This window comes from Pseudorhodobacter aquimaris (assembly GCF_001202025.1).
GTDB classification, from domain to species: Bacteria; Pseudomonadota; Alphaproteobacteria; order Rhodobacterales; family Rhodobacteraceae; genus Pseudorhodobacter; species Pseudorhodobacter aquimaris.
In genome coordinates this window covers 77,426-93,463 of sequence record NZ_LGHS01000046.1, presented here as the reverse complement: position 1 = coordinate 93,463, position 16,038 = coordinate 77,426, and the positions used below count along the sequence as shown (strand labels likewise).

General features: G+C 55.1%; 19 protein-coding genes and 2 pseudogenes. 16 read left to right on the top strand and 5 right to left on the bottom strand.

What is annotated here, in order from left to right; all coding sequences use genetic code 11:
• The first annotated feature begins 37 nt into the window (after positions 1-37).
• Complete coding sequence (locus AKU94_RS06970) at positions 38-802, top strand: helix-turn-helix domain-containing protein (protein ID WP_083444980.1); 765 nt, start codon at positions 38-40, stop codon at positions 800-802.
• Positions 803-953: 151 nt separating this feature from the next.
• Here the strand turns inward: AKU94_RS06970 and AKU94_RS06965 are convergent, their stop codons facing one another.
• On the bottom strand, positions 954-1,706 hold the full coding sequence (locus tag AKU94_RS06965) for a TetR/AcrR family transcriptional regulator (protein ID WP_083444979.1): 753 nt from the start codon (positions 1,704-1,706) through the stop codon (positions 954-956).
• Between the two features lie 44 nt (positions 1,707-1,750).
• Positions 1,751-2,434, bottom strand: coding sequence for a TetR/AcrR family transcriptional regulator (locus AKU94_RS06960; RefSeq protein WP_198144862.1), 684 nt, complete (start codon positions 2,432-2,434; stop codon positions 1,751-1,753).
• A 207-nt stretch (positions 2,435-2,641) separates the two neighbouring features.
• Between AKU94_RS06960 and AKU94_RS06955 the strand changes: the two genes are divergently transcribed.
• The 7 genes from AKU94_RS06955 to AKU94_RS06925 all read left to right on the top strand — a co-directional run bounded on the left by AKU94_RS06955 (position 2,642) and on the right by AKU94_RS06925 (position 8,185).
• Entirely contained in the window at positions 2,642-3,640 is a 999-nt protein-coding gene (locus AKU94_RS06955) for an ABC transporter substrate-binding protein (RefSeq protein WP_050526574.1), read from the top strand.
• 20 nt (positions 3,641-3,660) lie between these two features.
• Complete coding sequence (locus AKU94_RS06950; protein WP_050526573.1) at positions 3,661-4,221, top strand: ABC transporter permease subunit; 561 nt, start codon at positions 3,661-3,663, stop codon at positions 4,219-4,221.
• Positions 4,164-4,403, top strand: a complete 240-nt coding sequence (locus AKU94_RS06945; protein ID WP_157056457.1) for a hypothetical protein — start codon at positions 4,164-4,166, stop codon at positions 4,401-4,403. Before AKU94_RS06950 ends, AKU94_RS06945 begins: the two co-directional genes overlap by 58 nt.
• Positions 4,404-4,435: 32 nt before the next feature.
• Complete coding sequence (locus AKU94_RS06940) at positions 4,436-5,233, top strand: ABC transporter ATP-binding protein (RefSeq protein ID WP_050526571.1); 798 nt, start codon at positions 4,436-4,438, stop codon at positions 5,231-5,233.
• A 175-nt stretch (positions 5,234-5,408) separates the two neighbouring features.
• Positions 5,409-6,032 carry an ABC transporter permease gene (locus tag AKU94_RS06935; RefSeq protein WP_198144861.1) on the top strand — a complete coding sequence of 208 codons (624 nt, stop codon included), beginning with the start codon at positions 5,409-5,411 and terminating at the stop codon, positions 6,030-6,032.
• 34 nt (positions 6,033-6,066) lie between these two features.
• Positions 6,067-7,269 carry an FAD-dependent oxidoreductase gene (locus AKU94_RS06930; protein ID WP_050526569.1) on the top strand — a complete coding sequence of 401 codons (1,203 nt, stop codon included), beginning with the start codon at positions 6,067-6,069 and terminating at the stop codon, positions 7,267-7,269.
• Positions 7,270-7,582: 313 nt separating this feature from the next.
• On the top strand, positions 7,583-8,185 hold the full coding sequence (locus AKU94_RS06925; RefSeq protein ID WP_050526568.1) for a flavin reductase family protein: 603 nt from the start codon (positions 7,583-7,585) through the stop codon (positions 8,183-8,185).
• A gap of 181 nt (positions 8,186-8,366) precedes the next feature.
• Here AKU94_RS06925 and AKU94_RS20865 read toward each other — a convergent pair whose 3' ends face one another.
• Positions 8,367-8,510 (bottom strand): hypothetical protein, encoded by a 144-nt coding sequence (locus AKU94_RS20865; RefSeq protein ID WP_408633675.1) that lies wholly within the window; start codon positions 8,508-8,510, stop codon positions 8,367-8,369.
• A gap of 20 nt (positions 8,511-8,530) precedes the next feature.
• Entirely contained in the window at positions 8,531-8,815 is a 285-nt protein-coding gene (locus tag AKU94_RS06920; protein ID WP_050526567.1) for a hypothetical protein, read from the bottom strand.
• 272 nt (positions 8,816-9,087) lie between these two features.
• Between AKU94_RS06920 and AKU94_RS06915 the strand changes: the two genes are divergently transcribed.
• The 3 genes and pseudogenes from AKU94_RS06915 (at position 9,088) to AKU94_RS06905 (ending at position 11,623) form a co-directional block, all read left to right on the top strand.
• Positions 9,088-9,483 (top strand): VOC family protein, encoded by a 396-nt coding sequence (locus tag AKU94_RS06915; RefSeq protein ID WP_050526566.1) that lies wholly within the window; start codon positions 9,088-9,090, stop codon positions 9,481-9,483.
• 34 nt (positions 9,484-9,517) lie between these two features.
• A pseudogene (locus AKU94_RS06910) lies at positions 9,518-10,036 on the top strand (Twin-arginine translocation pathway signal).
• Between the two features lie 15 nt (positions 10,037-10,051).
• Positions 10,052-11,623: pseudogene (locus AKU94_RS06905) on the top strand (GMC family oxidoreductase).
• Between the two features lie 54 nt (positions 11,624-11,677).
• Here the strand turns inward: AKU94_RS06905 and AKU94_RS06900 are convergent.
• Positions 11,678-12,067 carry a ribbon-helix-helix domain-containing protein gene (locus AKU94_RS06900; RefSeq protein ID WP_050526565.1) on the bottom strand — a complete coding sequence of 130 codons (390 nt, stop codon included), beginning with the start codon at positions 12,065-12,067 and terminating at the stop codon, positions 11,678-11,680.
• Between the two features lie 289 nt (positions 12,068-12,356).
• Here AKU94_RS06900 and AKU94_RS06895 point away from each other — a divergent pair, with 289 nt between their 5' ends.
• The 5 genes from AKU94_RS06895 (at position 12,357) to AKU94_RS06875 (ending at position 15,960) form a co-directional block, all read left to right on the top strand.
• Complete coding sequence (locus AKU94_RS06895) at positions 12,357-13,001, top strand: peroxiredoxin (RefSeq protein ID WP_050526564.1); 645 nt, start codon at positions 12,357-12,359, stop codon at positions 12,999-13,001.
• A 93-nt stretch (positions 13,002-13,094) separates the two neighbouring features.
• A complete protein-coding gene (locus AKU94_RS06890) occupies positions 13,095-13,538 on the top strand; it encodes a Dps family protein (RefSeq protein ID WP_050526563.1) in 444 nt (147 codons plus the stop codon).
• A gap of 56 nt (positions 13,539-13,594) precedes the next feature.
• Complete coding sequence (locus AKU94_RS06885; RefSeq protein WP_050526562.1) at positions 13,595-14,464, top strand: MBL fold metallo-hydrolase; 870 nt, start codon at positions 13,595-13,597, stop codon at positions 14,462-14,464.
• A gap of 408 nt (positions 14,465-14,872) precedes the next feature.
• Entirely contained in the window at positions 14,873-15,262 is a 390-nt protein-coding gene (locus AKU94_RS06880) for an MbcA/ParS/Xre antitoxin family protein (RefSeq protein ID WP_083444977.1), read from the top strand.
• Positions 15,259-15,960, top strand: coding sequence for an RES family NAD+ phosphorylase (locus AKU94_RS06875; protein ID WP_050526560.1), 702 nt, complete (start codon positions 15,259-15,261; stop codon positions 15,958-15,960). Before AKU94_RS06880 ends, AKU94_RS06875 begins: the two co-directional genes overlap by 4 nt.
• Positions 15,961-16,038 lie beyond the last annotated feature (78 nt).

The following is a 16,038-nucleotide window of genomic DNA, read 5'->3' as shown; positions in this document are numbered from 1 at the left end:
GCTACCAAAGGTCGACGGCTTGCAATAGAACGACATAATGCCAATTCATGTCGCTTTTCCGCCAAACGGGCTGTTACCTGTCGTCGCGTGGTCCGGCCCTTTGCCCAAGGACACTCAACTGCCCGCACACAGCGGTCAGGCAATGGTGCTGTTTTGCTTTGACGGATTGATGCGGGTCGAGGTGGATGAGGATCGCTGGTTTATCCCCGACCGCTACGGCATCTGGATACCTGCAGGCACTGTGCCGCGGGTCAAAACATCTGACGATATTGAGTTTCAGGCGTTTCAGTTGCACCCCAAGTTCGACGCGCGCATTGCCATGCCACAGCAGCCGACCGTATTGCGCGCCACGCCTTTGATCCGCGGTATCGCCCGCCGGCTTACACAACCCGCCCCTTTGACCGTCGCACAGCAACGCCGACTAGGCTGGGTCGCATTGGACGAAATTGCGCGATTGGAAAGGCCGAACCTCCACTTACCTGGCAGCGATGATGCACGCGTATCTGCTGTGATGGCGCATGTGATGGCCGACCCGCGCAGGGCTGCCAGTCTAAGCCAGCTCGCACGGACCATCGGCTCTAGCGAGCGCACCCTCAGTCGGCTTTTCCTGACTGAAACCGGAATGACATGGCGGGACTGGCGCGACAGGTTGCGCTTCGTCCTCTCCTTGGAGGGGTTGCAAGCGGGTAAAGGCAGCACGGATATTGCCGTGTCTTTGGGCTACTCCAGCCCATCGGCGTTTGTCGCGGCCTTCCGCAGACAAAGCGGGATGACGCCAACTGAATGGCGCCATCAACGCTAGGCTCGGCGGCCATTGATTTCACTATCCGCCGTGTTTTGGAACGCCCCACCGAAGCGGTCAAGCAACTGGGACATGGATACTGCTTGACGGCCTGCGCCCCATTGGTTGCGCCGTTTTCGGTCCAACCATTAGGCGTACGCATATAGAAGGGCTAGCCGAAGGCATCATCCACTTCTGGCGCGGCAAAACCGGTACAGAGAAACTTGATAAGATTGTTCATCATTTCAGTCTTGCTGATTACGTCCACGCGCGTTTCTGTCAGATCACTGATGCGGCCCAGGTCGTTCAGCATGAACAGATATGTTCCGATCATAAACGCTAACCGAAGACCAACTGTGCGTTCCGACAGATGTGGCAGACTGTCGTTTAGCGCTCTGAGATAGCGCTTTGTCGATCGGTCATACACCTCTCGCCGCAGCCGGATCGCATGTTCGTCAGGCTCTGCGTGCATCCGCGCCTGCAATTTCACGAATGCTGCACCCCGCGGGCCACTGTGCTTCATTTCCCATTGCGGCCTTAGATAGGCAGTCACGAGGCACTCAACCGTTGGAGGCGTTGATTTAGTCAGCAATTCATCCAGCAATTTTTCCCGCTGACTTGTGATTTCGCGACCCAAGCTCAGGAATACCTGATCAAAGAGCTGCTGTTTTGAATGAAAATAATAGTTGATAAGCGCCTGATTGACACCTGATAGTGCTGCGATCTCTCGAATGCGGGCGCCCGCAAAACCCTTTTCGGCGAAGGTGATGCCGGCACTGTCAAGGATCGCCGCTCGCAAGTCCTTGTCTTGTGCGGGTCGCCCGGGCCCTCGCTTGTCGGCAGTGGCAACCGCATCCCCTTTTCTCGACCGCCTCGCTGTGTTGGCACCGCTGCTTTTATCTGAAGACGTCGATTGTTTTGTCATAGGCGGCGCCTTGGCAAAGTTACGTTATGAGTATCCACATCAATCTAGGGTCGAGGACCATACATGCCAGCGGTTCCGAAGGAGATCGTCGTTTCCAAAAGATCGTACATCGGGGTTTCTTCTCCTTCAACCAACAGTTCGCCAAGGCGGCTCGTTCCGGAAAATGCGTAAAGATAGGCACCCACCAGCAATGTGACCCTTTGATAAACTTTACGCAGGGGCGCGTCGGGCAGCAATTCTGCAAAAGCATTGGCATAGGCATGGGTTGATTCGTTGTGAACCATACGGCGCAATTCAAATGACAGTTCGGCAGGTTCCATGTGCAATCGCGCGTGCAGACGCAAAAACGCGCGCCCCTGCGCATCAGACCACAAAGCTGCCGCCGGCTCGATGAATGCCGCCACCAGATCGCGCACATCATACCCGCCGCGCGCCTTTAGCGTGGCAAGGCGTTCCATCCTCTCGGCGGAAATGGCATAGCCGCGGCGTGTAACGACTTCTCTGAAAAGATTATCCTTGTTTTTAAAGTAGTAAGCCACCATCGCAGGATTGACATCCAGCTGCTCTGCTACCTGACGCAAGGTGGTACCGGCGTATCCCCGCTCTGCAAATAAGACTTCGGCGGCATCAAGAATGCCTTCGGACAAGTTTGTCTGACCTTCCGGCCGACCGGGGCGGCGCGCTTCAAGCGCCTTTTTGTTAGCTGAACGGGACATAATGATACCCACTAATCCTCATAATAACCATGGCTTGCCAAGCCGGTGTTTTCAATAATCACGCAGATAAAGTCGCGTGACGCGTCGGTCACCGATCTTTCTCTAGACTGTTTTGCCTAGCTGTCGAGCCCTTGAAGAAATATTAATTATACACTTGATTAATTGTCTCGCTCGATAAAGTGATTCCTAACAAAAGAAACAACACAACAGGATGGACCCATGAAGAAGACTTCAAAACGTAGTTTATTTGCCGCTGGATTGGTGGCGGTCGCACTGCCAGTCGCCGCCGAAGACACATCTGTGACCCTTCAGGCAGTCGCAGGAAGCATCGGCGGCGTGCCAATGATGATTATCGAAGGTGAGAACCTTGACGAAAAATATGGATTTGAGGGGACGTTCGAATACCTCTCCAGCGACGGCCTTTTTCAGAATTTTCTAATCGGAAATTCCGATGTGTCGATGGATAACGACATGCTCGGCGTTGCCATTGCCCGCGAAGAAGGGTTCGAGGTTTCTGCAATCTACCCTGTAGGCAACCTTTATCTTGGCATCGTTGTTCCCGGAACATCAGACGCCCAGACCCCTGAGGATTTGCGCGGCAAGCGTGTCGGACATTTCGGCGCGGATTCCGGCACCACCTCCTTCATTCGCTTGATCGTCCAAGAGATGTATGGCTTCGATGTTCTGGAAGAATACGACATGTCCCAAGTTGGTCCGGCGGCATTGGTCCAATTGCTGGCACAGGGCGAAGTTGACGCGATCTTCAATTTTGAGTCCTTCATCTCCGAGGCGATGGTCGCAACCGACGGTCGTTACCTGTTGCAGGCCTATGCGGATTATTCCAAATTCACCGGCGGCTTTGCGCCTTGGATCACCAATATCGTGATGCATGACGACTGGATGCAGGACAATCCGGCAACGGCCTATGCCGTCCGCGATGCCTATGATGAGGCAATTGCCCTTCTGGAAGAAAGCAACTACGAAATTCTTCGCAAGCCATATATCGTTGAAAAGCTAGGAATTACCAGTGAAGCGGTCCTCGATCAGATCATAGAGAATGGCAATACCTATGGCTACTTCGGCAACGATTGGTCCGAAGACAAACGCGACGCTGCGCAGGCATTCCTTGAGAAGCTCGCAAAAGAGGGGTCGGTCATTCAGAACGTGCCCGAAGGCATCATGGTCACCCTCGAAGATGCAATCGGCCCGCGGCCCTAAGCCAAAAAAGGAGGGCAGCCATGTCCCGGATAGAAAGATTAACCTGGGCTTCAGCGGCCCTCCTTCTCCTCATCCCGCTATGGTATTTTGCAGCCGACCGCGCAACTTTTATCGAACGCCCCGATGATGTTTTGCGCGCTCTGCCCCACTTTTTGGCCCAAGGAGATACCTGGACCAATATTGGAATTACTTTGCTGCGGGTGGTTATCGGACTTGCCATAGGGATCGTCGCGGGCGTTATCGCCGCCTTCGTCATGTCCAGATCGAAGTTCATGGGTTACGTTCTGACGTATTACGTCATCGCAGCCCTTCGAACGCCAAGCGCGATTGCTGCGATCCTTGGTCTGGCAATTTTCAAAGGCTCCGAAGCGGGCTACATCCTTGTGGTTGCGTTCATCACGTTCCCCTACATGGCGATCGGCATGCGGGATGGGCTTAACAGTGCGGATCACGAACTGGATGAGATGGCCCAGATCTATCATCTGAATCTGTTCGCACAGGTGCGCAATATCTGGCTCCCTTTGTGGCACCCTATATTTTCTCGGCCCTGCGCAACGCCCATGCCCTGTCGTGGAAAGTGATTGTCGTCGCCGAAATTTTTGGCGCTGCGCGATCAGGGTTCGGTGCACGGTTCGAACACGCTTGGGAATACATGATTATGATCGAAGTCCACCTCTGGCTGCTCGTTTTCATGCTCATCGTTCTCATCGCTGAATACGGCCTTATCCGTAATCTGGAAAAGTTTACCTTCCGCTGGCGCTAAGCGGCCTCACTGTTTGAATAAGGTACAATACAATGACTTCAGAAGTAAAAAACTCGGTGCTGAAGGTTGAAGACCTCGGTGTTTCATACGGTACATATGAAGCGGTTTCCAAGCTGGATTTTGACATCCAGCGCGGCGAATTTGTCGCGATCCTCGGGCCATCCGGCTGTGGTAAATCCTCAATGCTGAATGTGATTTCCGGCCTGAGGGCGCCTACGCGTGGGCGGGTCTATGTCGAAGGCGAGGAATTGTTCACCCCTCAGTCAAAGGCGCCGCGTCTTGGCTATGTGTTCCAGTCGCACCGCTTGTTGCCATGGCGGACCGTGCGCCAGAACCTTGAAATAGCGTTGGCCCCTTCCGGGGTGCCCCGCGCCGAGTGGGATGCAAAAATTGACGAAATTCTGAGCATCCTGCACATTGACCAATTCAAGGATTCTTGGCCGATGCGATTGTCGGGCGGCCAGCGTCAGCGTGTTTCCATTGCGCGCGCGCTTGTGGTCGATCCGTCGTATATCCTTATGGATGAGCCGCTGTCGACGCTCGATGAGGTAACTGCGCGCTCTCTTCGGCAAGAGCTGACCGGCATTTGCCAACGCACTGGCGTTACGGTTGTTTTTGTAACCCATTCGATCCGCGAAGCGGTCTATCTGGCTGATCGTATCCTGATCCTGTCACGCGGCCCCGGACGTGTCCATGAAAACTATAAGGTTCCGCTTGAGCGGCCCCGCGACTATGATGACCCGCGTATTTCTGAGATTGAGGGAGATATCATCGCGCGCGTTCAGACACCTTGGGGTCTTGCCAAAAGCGAGGGCCGGGACGTTGCATAATTCGGATATCTCACCGCAACTGAACGGCGTGACTGTTGGTCCGCTCGCCCGATTCACAGGCTCACTGAGGCTTAGGGCTGCCGTGATTGCCTTGGGGACCATGCTTGTCCTTTGGTATATCATGTCAATTTACTTTCGGCCTTGGGTGCCCAGCATTGATGCTACGGCAATTGCCATGGTTGACAAGCTTGGCTCAGGCCAGTTCTGGGACAGTTTCTTTATCACGCTTGGTCGCATCTTGATGGCCTTCATCTGTGCAACATTTGTCGGTACGGCACTGGGGCTGACAATCGGGCTGAGCGAACGTGCCGAAGCCTTCTTTCAACCGCTTCTTGCGCTTGCATTGGCTGTGCCCGATCCGGTCTATATTATCTTTGCCATCCTGGCGCTTGGCACCGGAGAGGCCGCTGGCTTTGTCGCACTGACGGTCGCTGTGACGCCTTTTGTCACAAACATCGTGCGCTCGAATATCCACGCCCGTGACAAGTCACTTGATGAAATGGCCCAGATTTACCACCTGCCACGCAATGTGCGTTTAACGACTGTTCTTGCACCCCAAATGGTGCCTGCCCTCTTGACGGCAATCCGCTTTTCCTTCGCTCTTTCGTGGAAACTGGTCGTTGTTGTGGAGGCTATTGGCCAGCCAAACGGTATCGGCGCCGACATTTTCCACAGCTTCCGATTGCTTCGGATGCGGGAAGTGGCGGCCATCGCAATCATCTTCATCATTGCCATGCAGCTTCTGGAGTTGGGCGTTTTGGGAAGACTGGAAAAGCGACTGACCCGCTGGCGCGACTGACAGCTGGCTCTGACAAAAAATCAAGGAGACTAACATGAAAATCGCAATCATCGGCGGTGGCATTGGTGGCACCGCGACTGCTCACGCCCTTCTCCAAAAGGGATTTGACGTAACAATCTTTGAAAAGGCGCCTGCCTTTGGTGAAGTGGGCGCCGGCGTTCAGATCACACCCAACGCGGTCAAAGCGCTGAAAGGACTGGGCCTGGCGGAAAAATTGTTCGACAGCGCGTTTTACCCGCAGGCGGTAACGGGTCGGCACTGGAAAACGGGGCGTGAAAACTTCCGCATTGATCTTGGCGATGAGTTTCGCGCCCATTATGATGCGCCGTTCATTCACGTGCATCGTGCCGACCTTCTGGATGTTTTTGTGAATGCGTTGCCCAAAGGCGTGTGCAAATTCAACATGGCGTGCACAGGGGTGGAGCAAACCGAAAACGGTGCCCGCGCAACATTCGAAGACGGAAGCCACTTTGACGCTGATCTTGTGATTGGTGCCGATGGCGTCCGGTCGGTCGTGCGCAAAGCTATTTTTGGTGACGACAATCTGCGTTGGACGGGTCATCAATGCTATCGTGCGCTGGTGCCGACGGGGGGTGTTGTTGATCATGTCGCCCCTGAAAGCGCCTTTTGGATGGGGCCCAAAGCCCATGTCGTTACTTATTACGTCAAAGGCGGCGATGCGGTGAACATTGTGGCAGTGACTGAGGCCCCCGAATGGGTCGATGAAAGCTGGAGCACCCGCGCATCGGTAGACGCCATGCTGAGCGATTTCCAAGATTGGCACCCCGATCTGCAAAAGCTGTTTTCCGGCGTCGGAGAGGTGTTCAATTGGGGTCTGTTCGATCACGATCCGATGGAAACCTGGTCAAAGGGTGCGGTCACCCTTTTGGGCGACGCCTGTCATCCGATGCTGCCTTTCTTGTCGCAAGGTGCGGCCATGGCGATTGAGGACGCCTATGTGCTGGCCAAAGCGCTGGAACAAAGCCCTGACGATCTGGCTGTGGCGCTTGGCGCCTATGAGGGTGAAAGATTGCCACGCACTGCCCGCGTCCAACTGGAGGCCCGTGAGCGGGGCCGCACCTATCACCTTCCGTCAGAAGAAGAGATGGCAATTCGTGACGCAGAATATGCCCGGCGCGCCAAAGAAGACCCGCGCACCACAGGCATCAACACCGATTGGGTTTACGACTACGACCCTCGCAAGTTCTCTGTACGCGCCGTTGAGAACGCGCAATAATTCAACTTGTAAACACTTCCGGCCTTCACTCTGGGGTTGGGCTTTTTGATCAGGGTGGCGTGCGCATTGCGCCGCCCTTTTTTGCAACTGCATTGGCGGTTGCAGTCTTTGACCCGCTCGCTGCGGCAATGATGTGCGCGCAGGTTGGCAATGGATAGGTTGCGCGCACCCTATTTACAGATGACGCATCTATTGTATTCAGTGTCGGCAGTTTCGTAAATGGCGGCCCGGGCTCCTTGTTGCTCTGGTCGCAGAGTTTTCAGGGCCTTGGTGAGATAATGGCGTAAGGGCCGGCGTTGTAAGGGAGAAAGCGATGTTCTATCTGACGAAAGAGGGCTCTGGCCTGCCGCGTGATCCATTCGCCGCGCTTGTGTCGCCGCGCCCGATCGCTTGGATTTCAACGCGTGGCGCGAATGGCGCGACGAACCTCGCACCCTATTCGTTTTTCAACGCCGTCGCCTATACCCCACCGCAAGTCATTGTCTCATCCATCGGTGGCAAACCGGACCGGGCCAAGGGCAAGGACAGCTATAGCCACATACTGGAAACTGGCGTGTTCAGCATTAACATCGCGGGATTTGCGGATCGCGAGGCACTCAATGCCTCATCGGCGGGCTATCCTGCGGATCAAAGCGAATTCAACGCTTTGGGGCTAACGATCGCTGAATGCGAAACTATCGACTGTCCCCGCCTCAAGGACGCCCCGGCGGTATTGGAATGCCGCCTGACGCAGGCGATTGATCTTGAGGGACAGGGGAATTTGATGATCCTTGCCCGCGTCGAGGCGATCCATCTGCGCGATGACTGCCTGACCGAAGAAGGCCGTTTTGATGTGTTGCGCTACAAACCGCTGACACGGCTTGGCTATCAGGACTACGCAGTGATCGACACCTTGTTTCAGATGCGGCGGCCGTAGCACTGATATGCCAACCCTTCATTCGCCGAGGTTGTTACCACGCTTGCGCGCAAGCATCCTGGCAAGCCATGATTTAGGTGGTGGAGCTTTCCGGATGGCCAAACGGACGACGGCTATCACGCCGGAGGCGTACATTCGCACGACGCGCCTGAAATTAGCAATCGCCTTATATCGCACTGTCTCATTTTTGAGGTTCGACCCAAGGTTTGTCGCTTACCGGTCGACGTCTGCTTTGGTACAAGCCCGCGACCCAGGCTGCAAATTCTCGGCCGTTAGAAAATTTTTCTATCGGCGGCGCAAAGGCCGGAATGGTCGTGGCATACATAGGCCCAACCCTGGGGGTCGTCATGATCCGTTATGTTGCGTCATCTGTTTTTGCCCGGCCTTTGATCTCTGATCCAGCGCGCCAATCCTGTCGTCAAAAAGAGCGATCCGACCAATGTATGCGCGGCAAAGGCTCAGTATTTGCGCGGGTAGGCCAGCCGCGGCTTCATCAAAGCTGGTTATCATACGTCCAAACTGAACCATCCCTTGCATGACGACGACACCGTATTTTGCTAGGCTCTTCGGAAAACAAGCCCGAAGCCGCGCCATCTGTTCCTCGTTCAGCCAGTAAAGATTGCTTATCAAACCCCCTCAATTTGAGAGTTCGAATAATACAGACCAGATAACCGCAAATAAATTAAGGGGTTCTGAGCCTGCCTTTTTCGTAAACCGAATGCCCTTCTTCATATCCGTCTTTCCTTGGCTCCAAAATTTACCAAGTAAACCGTCTACAAACCTAGCGGCGCCTCAGTCATCCGGCAACGGCCAAGGCCCGACGTAGTAACGCGTTAATACCCGTTCCGGTTTCCAATGCGCTATCAAGAGCGACTGGCAGTTGCTTATAGCAGGAGAAACCGATGGCCAAGGCAATTCACTCAATGATCCGCGTTCTTGAAGAGAAGCGCTCAGTCGAATTTTACGAAACAGCACTCGGGCTGACGGTCGCGGAACGGCTGGATTTTGACACGTTTACGTTAGTCTATCTTTCAAACTCCGAGACCGGTTTTGAACTGGAACTCACCATAAACAAAGACCGCACGGAGCCCTACGATCTGGGCGATGGTTACGGGCATCTGGCGGTTACCGTCGAGGATCTGAACGCAGAACATGCGCGGTTTACAGCGGCCGGCCTGGCGCCGCGCAAGATCGTGGATTTCAATAAAGATGGGGGGCTACTGGCCCGGTTCTTCTTTGTGAAGGATCCGGACGGATATGAGATAGAAGTTATGCAAAGGCATGGCCGCTATAAATAAAGCTATAAATAAAGACGACTTAGGGAGGACGAAAATGACACAAACATTGAAGACGATGACACGGCGGCAATTGTTGTCGCGAAGCGTTGCGGCAAGTGCCGCGATCGTTGTCGGACCCGGCTTTATTGCGGGGCACGACGCGGCATGGGCACAAACCATGGATGCACTGAAACCTGAAACAATGGCCACATAGGTCCAGATGGCGCGCGATATCTATCCGCACGATCAGGTCGCAGACCAGTTTTATGCGATTGCGGTCAAACGTTATGATGTGCCCGAGGCGGTGGATGAAACCGAGGCCGGCATTCTGGCGCTGGATGAGGCAGCGCGCGCTGCTGGCTTCGACAGTTACATCAAAACCGGTTGAGAAAAAGACCGCGTGGCGATCTTGACCAGTATGGAGGACACGGTCTTTTTTCAAAAGGTGCGCGGCGGTTTGGTGACGGGGCTTTATAACCAAAAAGAAATCTGGCCGATCTTTGGCTATGAGGGCGAGAGCTTTAGTCAGGGCGGCTATATCAATCGCGGTTTCAACGACATCAATTGGATATAAGGGAGGGACGGCACCATGACGGCACCTTTTAACCTCACCGACGACAGTGTGGTCGTTATCATCGGAACCGGCGCAGGCGGCGGCGTTCTGGCCAATGAACTGGCCCAGAAAGGCGTCAGCGTTGTAGCCCTGGAAGCAGGCGGGCGGTACCTACCTGACGATTATATCAATGATGAATGGGACAGTTTCGGGCAGCTAGCATGGCTGGACGGAAGAACCACATCGGGCGACTGGCGCGTGGCCAATGATTTTTCGGGCTTGCCTGCGTGGATCGTCAAGGCGGTCGGCGGCACAACGACCCATTGGGCGGGCGCGTCGCTGCGGTTTCAGGATCATGAATGGAAGGCCAAAACGAACTATGGCGAGGTCAAGGGTGCGAACCTTTTGGACTAGCCAATCGATGGGACCGAAATGGCCCCCTATTATGACAAGGCCGAGAAAAAGTTGAACGTCACCCGCACCAACGGCAATGCGGGCCTGCCGGGAAGCAATAACTACAAGGTTTTTGAGGCAGGCGCCAAAGCGCTTGGGTATAAGGATGTCCATACCGGGCGCATGGCAATCAATTCAGCCGAGACCAAGGATCGTATGGCGTGCCAGCAAACCGGCTTTTGTTTCCAAGGCTGTAAATGGGGGGCCAAATGGTCTTCCGCCTATACGGATATTCCGGCGGGCGAAGCGACGGGCAACCTTGAGGTTCGCGAAAAAGCGCATGTTCTACGGATTGAACATGACAAGACCGGCAAGGTCACCGGCGTTGTCTATATGGATGCCAACGGCAAAGAACAGATGCAAAAGGCACGGGTGGTTTGTGTCGCGGGGAACTCTATCGAGAGCCCGCGCTTGCTGTTGAACTCTGCATCCTCGATGTAGCCTGACGGTATGGCCAATTCATCCGGTCAGGTCGGTCGCAATTATATGCGTCACCTGACAGGATCGGTTTACGGTATCTTTGATAAACCCGTCAAAATGTGGCGCGGCACAACGATGGCCGGCATCATGCAAGACGAAGCGCGGCATGATCCGTCACGCGGATTTGTCGGCGGGTATGAGCTTGAGACGCTTAGCCTTGGTCTGCCGTTCATGGCGGCTTTCCTTGATCCGGGAGGATGGGGGCGTGAGTTTACCACCGCCCTTGACCACTACGAAAACATGGCCGGTTTGTGGATCGTCGGCGAGGATATGCCGCAGGAAACCAACCGCGTAAAGTTGAATACCGATGTACTGGATCAATATGGCATGCCGGTGCCCAATGTGCATTATTCGGACCATGAAAACGACAAGGCCATGCGCGCCCACGCCTATGATCGCGGGCAGGCAATCTATGACGCGGTCGGGGCCACGCGCACATTGCCGACACCTCCCTACCCGTCGACGCATAACCTTGGCACCAACCGGATGTCAGAAAATGCACGCGATGGTGTCGTGAACCGTTGGGGGCAAACCCATGACATCGCGAACCTCTTTGTCTCGGACGGGTCGCAATTCACAACGGGTGCATCAGAAAATCCGACACTGACAATCGTCGCGCTGGCCATTCGTCAGGCAGATCACATTGCTGCGGAAATGGGCAAAGGCAACCTTTGACCTGCCCATAGCGAACGAAGGCCCGGCGTGGAGCTGTCCATGCCGGGCCTCACGTCAGTGCTGCTTGGAATGAACCGCCCGATGGGTGGCGGCTTTTGCCCGAAAGGCACGCTCACGGGTCAAAAGATCCTCGGCTGGCAGCGCCTCGAAATCGGTGGTGGTATCGGTTGGCAACAAGCCGGTCAGTTGCAAATCAAGAAAGCGCATGCAGCAGACCCGAAGGAACGACGTAAAGTTCCCTAAATCATGGCCCTCATCAATGGATTCATTGTAAAGCTGGTGCAAAAGCTGCGGCATGTTCAAATCCTGACGCGACGCAATATCTTCCAGCGCGTTCCAGAACATGGCCTCAAGGCGCACACTTGTGACCATGCCGTCCATCCGAAACGATCGCGTGGTGCTTTCCCAAAGGCTCGGGTCAGCACCGATAAAAACACGGCACATGGGTGCTCCTTTCAAGAGGTGATTTCTCCGGTTAGCGTATCAAAAAGAATGCGCCATGGTCAAACCGGCAAGGGCAACAAAGCGCACCATCAACACATGGCAACCTCGCAAGGTTTCACAGGGATGTCGACTGTATCCGGATTCCCGCTCTTTTTGGTCGTGGCACTTCTGCCTCAGGCAAGCACTTATAGATTTTTCCTATTATTTTTATAATTATATTCAATTTCCCCTATTTGTGTGCAGCCGCTATCGATGTGTCATCGAAATGTTGCCAAGAAGGACACAAAACATGACCGATCAGATCAACGCCGCCGGCGCCCGTTTGAACGAGCCCGCGCCCGCATTTGACGCCCCAACCACCCATGGTCGCAAAACGCTGCAAGACTACCGCGGCAAATGGCTTGTTCTGTTTTCCCACCCGGCTGACTTCACCCCTGTCTGCACAACCGAATTCATTGCCTTTGCCAAAAAACAGTCCGATTTCAATGCTCTCAACACTGAACTTTTGGGCTTGTCCATCGACAGCCATTACAGCCACATCGCGTGGATGTTGAACATCAAGGAAAAATTTGGCGTTGAGATCAAGTTTCCGATCATTGCCGACCTCAACATGGCGGTTGCACAGGCTTATGGCATGATCCAGCCCGGCGCATCCGACACGGCCGCTGTTCGTGCAACCTTCTTGATCGATCCTGAGGGCGTGTTGCGTGCGATGGTTTATTATCCAATGAACGCGGGACGCTCGGTGGACGAGATCTACCGTCTGCTGGTCGCCATGCAGACAGCAGATGAGAACAAATGCGCGATGCCAGAGAACTGGAAACCCGGTGATCCGGTGATCGTGCCAACTCCGGCCACGCCCGAGGCGGCAATGGCCCGCGCCGGTGAAGGCTATGACACGGTTGATTGGTATTTCTCAACGCGCGCGCTTTGACGCAGGGGGCAGGCCCTTGTGGCCTGCCAAACAATACTTAGTTCAAAAACAAGTACTTCTTACATTTTCGCGTGTAACAACAGGAGACTTTTCATGTCCACCGCATCGCAAACAAACATCGCCGCCCTGAATGCCGTTTTGGGCGAAACTTTCCGCCTTTATGTCCAGACCCACGGCTATCACTGGAATGTCGAGGGGCCGAACTTTCGCCAATTGCATGTGATGTTTGAAGAGCAATATCAAAACCTCTGGGCAGCACTGGACGAGATCGCCGAACGCATCCGTACCCAAGGGGCCTATGCGCCCGGAACGGTTGCCGATCTGATGGCATTGGCCCGCCCCGAGGACACCGCCGCGCAATCAGCGGATGAGATGATAGTAAAGTTGATCGCGGGGCATGAGGCCCTTGCCAAGACCCTTCGCGATGCGATCGCCGCGAACGGGGAGGCAGGCGATGAGGTTTCTGCCGGTATCTTGACCGACCGTCTTGAGTGGCATGAGAAAGAGCTGTGGATGATGAAAGCAAGCAGGAACTGAACCTTGACGGCCAAGCCTGCGGGCTTGGCCACCCCCCAAGTATCAGGAGAAAATGAATGAGTAATCCAATCGTAAAAGGCTTTTGGGATGAACCAACCGGAAGCTGGCAATATGTGTTCCACGACCCCGAGACCATGAAAGGGGCAATCGTCGACCCCGTACTGGATTACGATCCGCTGGCGGGGGCGACATCCACCAAAAACGCAGAAAGGCTTCTTGCTTATGTGCAGGAAAAGGGGATCGCGCTGGTCTGGATTCTCGACACCCACCCCCATGCCGATCATTTCTCGGCAGCGCCTTGGTTGAAGCAGCAGACAGGGGCGCCAACCGCCATCGGGGAAAAGGTCACCGCTGTGCAAACCCTCTGGCAGGGCATTTACAATCTGCCAGACGACTTCCCCACTGACGGTCGCCAATGGGACCGCCTGTTTGCCGATGGCGAGGACTTCATGGTGGGCAATGTGCCGGTAAAGGTCATGTTTTCCCCGGGTCATACATTGGCGTCGATCACCTATATCGCAGGTGATGCGGCCTTTGTGCATGACACGTTGATGATGCCCGACAGCGGCAGCTCGCGGGCTGACTTTCCGGGCGGCAGCTCGGCACAACTCTATGAGAGCATTGCGTCCATTCTGGATCTACCAGAAAAGACACGGGTATTTGTCGGCCATGATTACGCTCCAGACCGTCAAGCCGCGTGCGAAGCGACAGTCGCCGAGCATCGCACAACCAATATCCACTGGAAGGGCAACCCTTCGAAGGCCGAATACCGTGCCGTACGCGATGCCCGCGATGCGACGCTAAGCCTGCCGAAATTAATGCTGGCGGCCTTGCAGATCAATATTCGTGGAGGTCGCATGCCTCCGCCCGAAGACAACGGGCGCTCTTACTTGAAGATCCCACTGGACTATTTCGAGAGCCGATGACCCCAAGGGTCAGACCCCTTTGGTTTTCACTTTTCAGCCTGTGTTAAGCGGCGTTATCTTGCTCAATCCCAATGAGTTACGATGGTGCGACGCACCAGCAAGAGTATGGCCCGGAACATGGCCGCTATTGTCGCACCTCAAGGCGCACCGATCACCTCTGCTGAAAAGAGAATTCCGTGGCATTCGGTGGATCAGAACTGCACCGTCAGTTGCGCCAATACGCAACGCTGAGGCCGCAAGACGGCCCTAGCCCGGTCTGATCTTTCGCGATCATCTCTGACGCAGGGCGCCGGTTCGGATGACGATAAAACGAGCCAGTGCCCTGCTGTCTGCTTGTGCGCCCAGTAAGTTCATATGATCTTTACATTCAGTCCATATGAGCTATTATTGATGCAAAGGAGACCCTCGATGCAAGTTGTCGCCAAGACCTGCGAACCCGCTCAGATCAACGCCGTTGCGCTCAAAGCTTATGCGCGCATTGTCGATGCTTGGGCCCTCAGCCTGAAGGATGCTGCAGGCCTTGCGGATATGTCCGACAGCACATGGAAACGCGCCAAGAAGCCCGATTTTGCGGGAGAACTGACCAAGGATCAGCTTCTGCGCCTCAGCGCGGTGATCGGCATCTATAAGTCGCTCGAGCTCTATTTTTCCGAACCCCTCGCGAGAAGCTGGTTTACGCGGCCGAACGCGGGCCCCTTGTTCGGTGGCCAACGTCCCGTTGAGACAGCAATCGAGGGCGGCTTGCCCCAGATCCTTGTCATTCGGACTTATCTCGACGCCCTGCGCGGTGGCGCATGAAACAAACCGAGATTTCTGATCGCGGTCTCGTTCGGCTCTTGCCCGCAACGTATCACAAGCCACCCGCGCTGCGGGGTCTGGTCGATACGGATGATCAACTTGAAATCCTCGCCCAGATCGAAGGTTTGACCAGTGGGCGTCTTCAGGCTGAGCGGGGTCGGAACCCACATCTGGATCCGCGCGAGCTTGCCTGGCAGCGGCGAAGTCAAGACCTGCGTATTTATGGCGAGAGCCACGTTAATGCGGCCTTCACCTACACGCGGGCGGGTGGGAACCGCTTCAACTCCGGCAATCGTGGTGCGTGGTATTGTGCCTGGAACGTCATGGTCTCCGTAAGTGAAGTGGCGTGGCACAGGACGCGAGAGCTTGGCTACACGGGCTGCTTTGAAGATAACACCCGCTATGTCGAGTTGCTGGCCGACTTCATCGGGGTTTTTGATGATATTACCGACGAACCAGATCATCCGGCACTGGGTGCCAATCCCGATGTCGGATATCCCGAGGGCCAAAGCCTTGCCCACCACCTGCAGCGTAAAGGCTCACGCGGTTTGATCTATCCATCGGTCCGCGCGCCGACGCCGGGCGGTAACTGCCTCGTGTGTTTTGAGCCCCGCGCCATCCAGAATGTCCGCCCGGGCGCGTCCTGGGATCTGGTTTGGGACGGCACGCCAGACTATTCGATCATCGCAGTCGCCTGAACCATTATTATCAATCCACCTTTTCGCGTTCAGAAAACGCCCTCGACCGATCAGGCCAGATCAACGCGACTGCCTTGT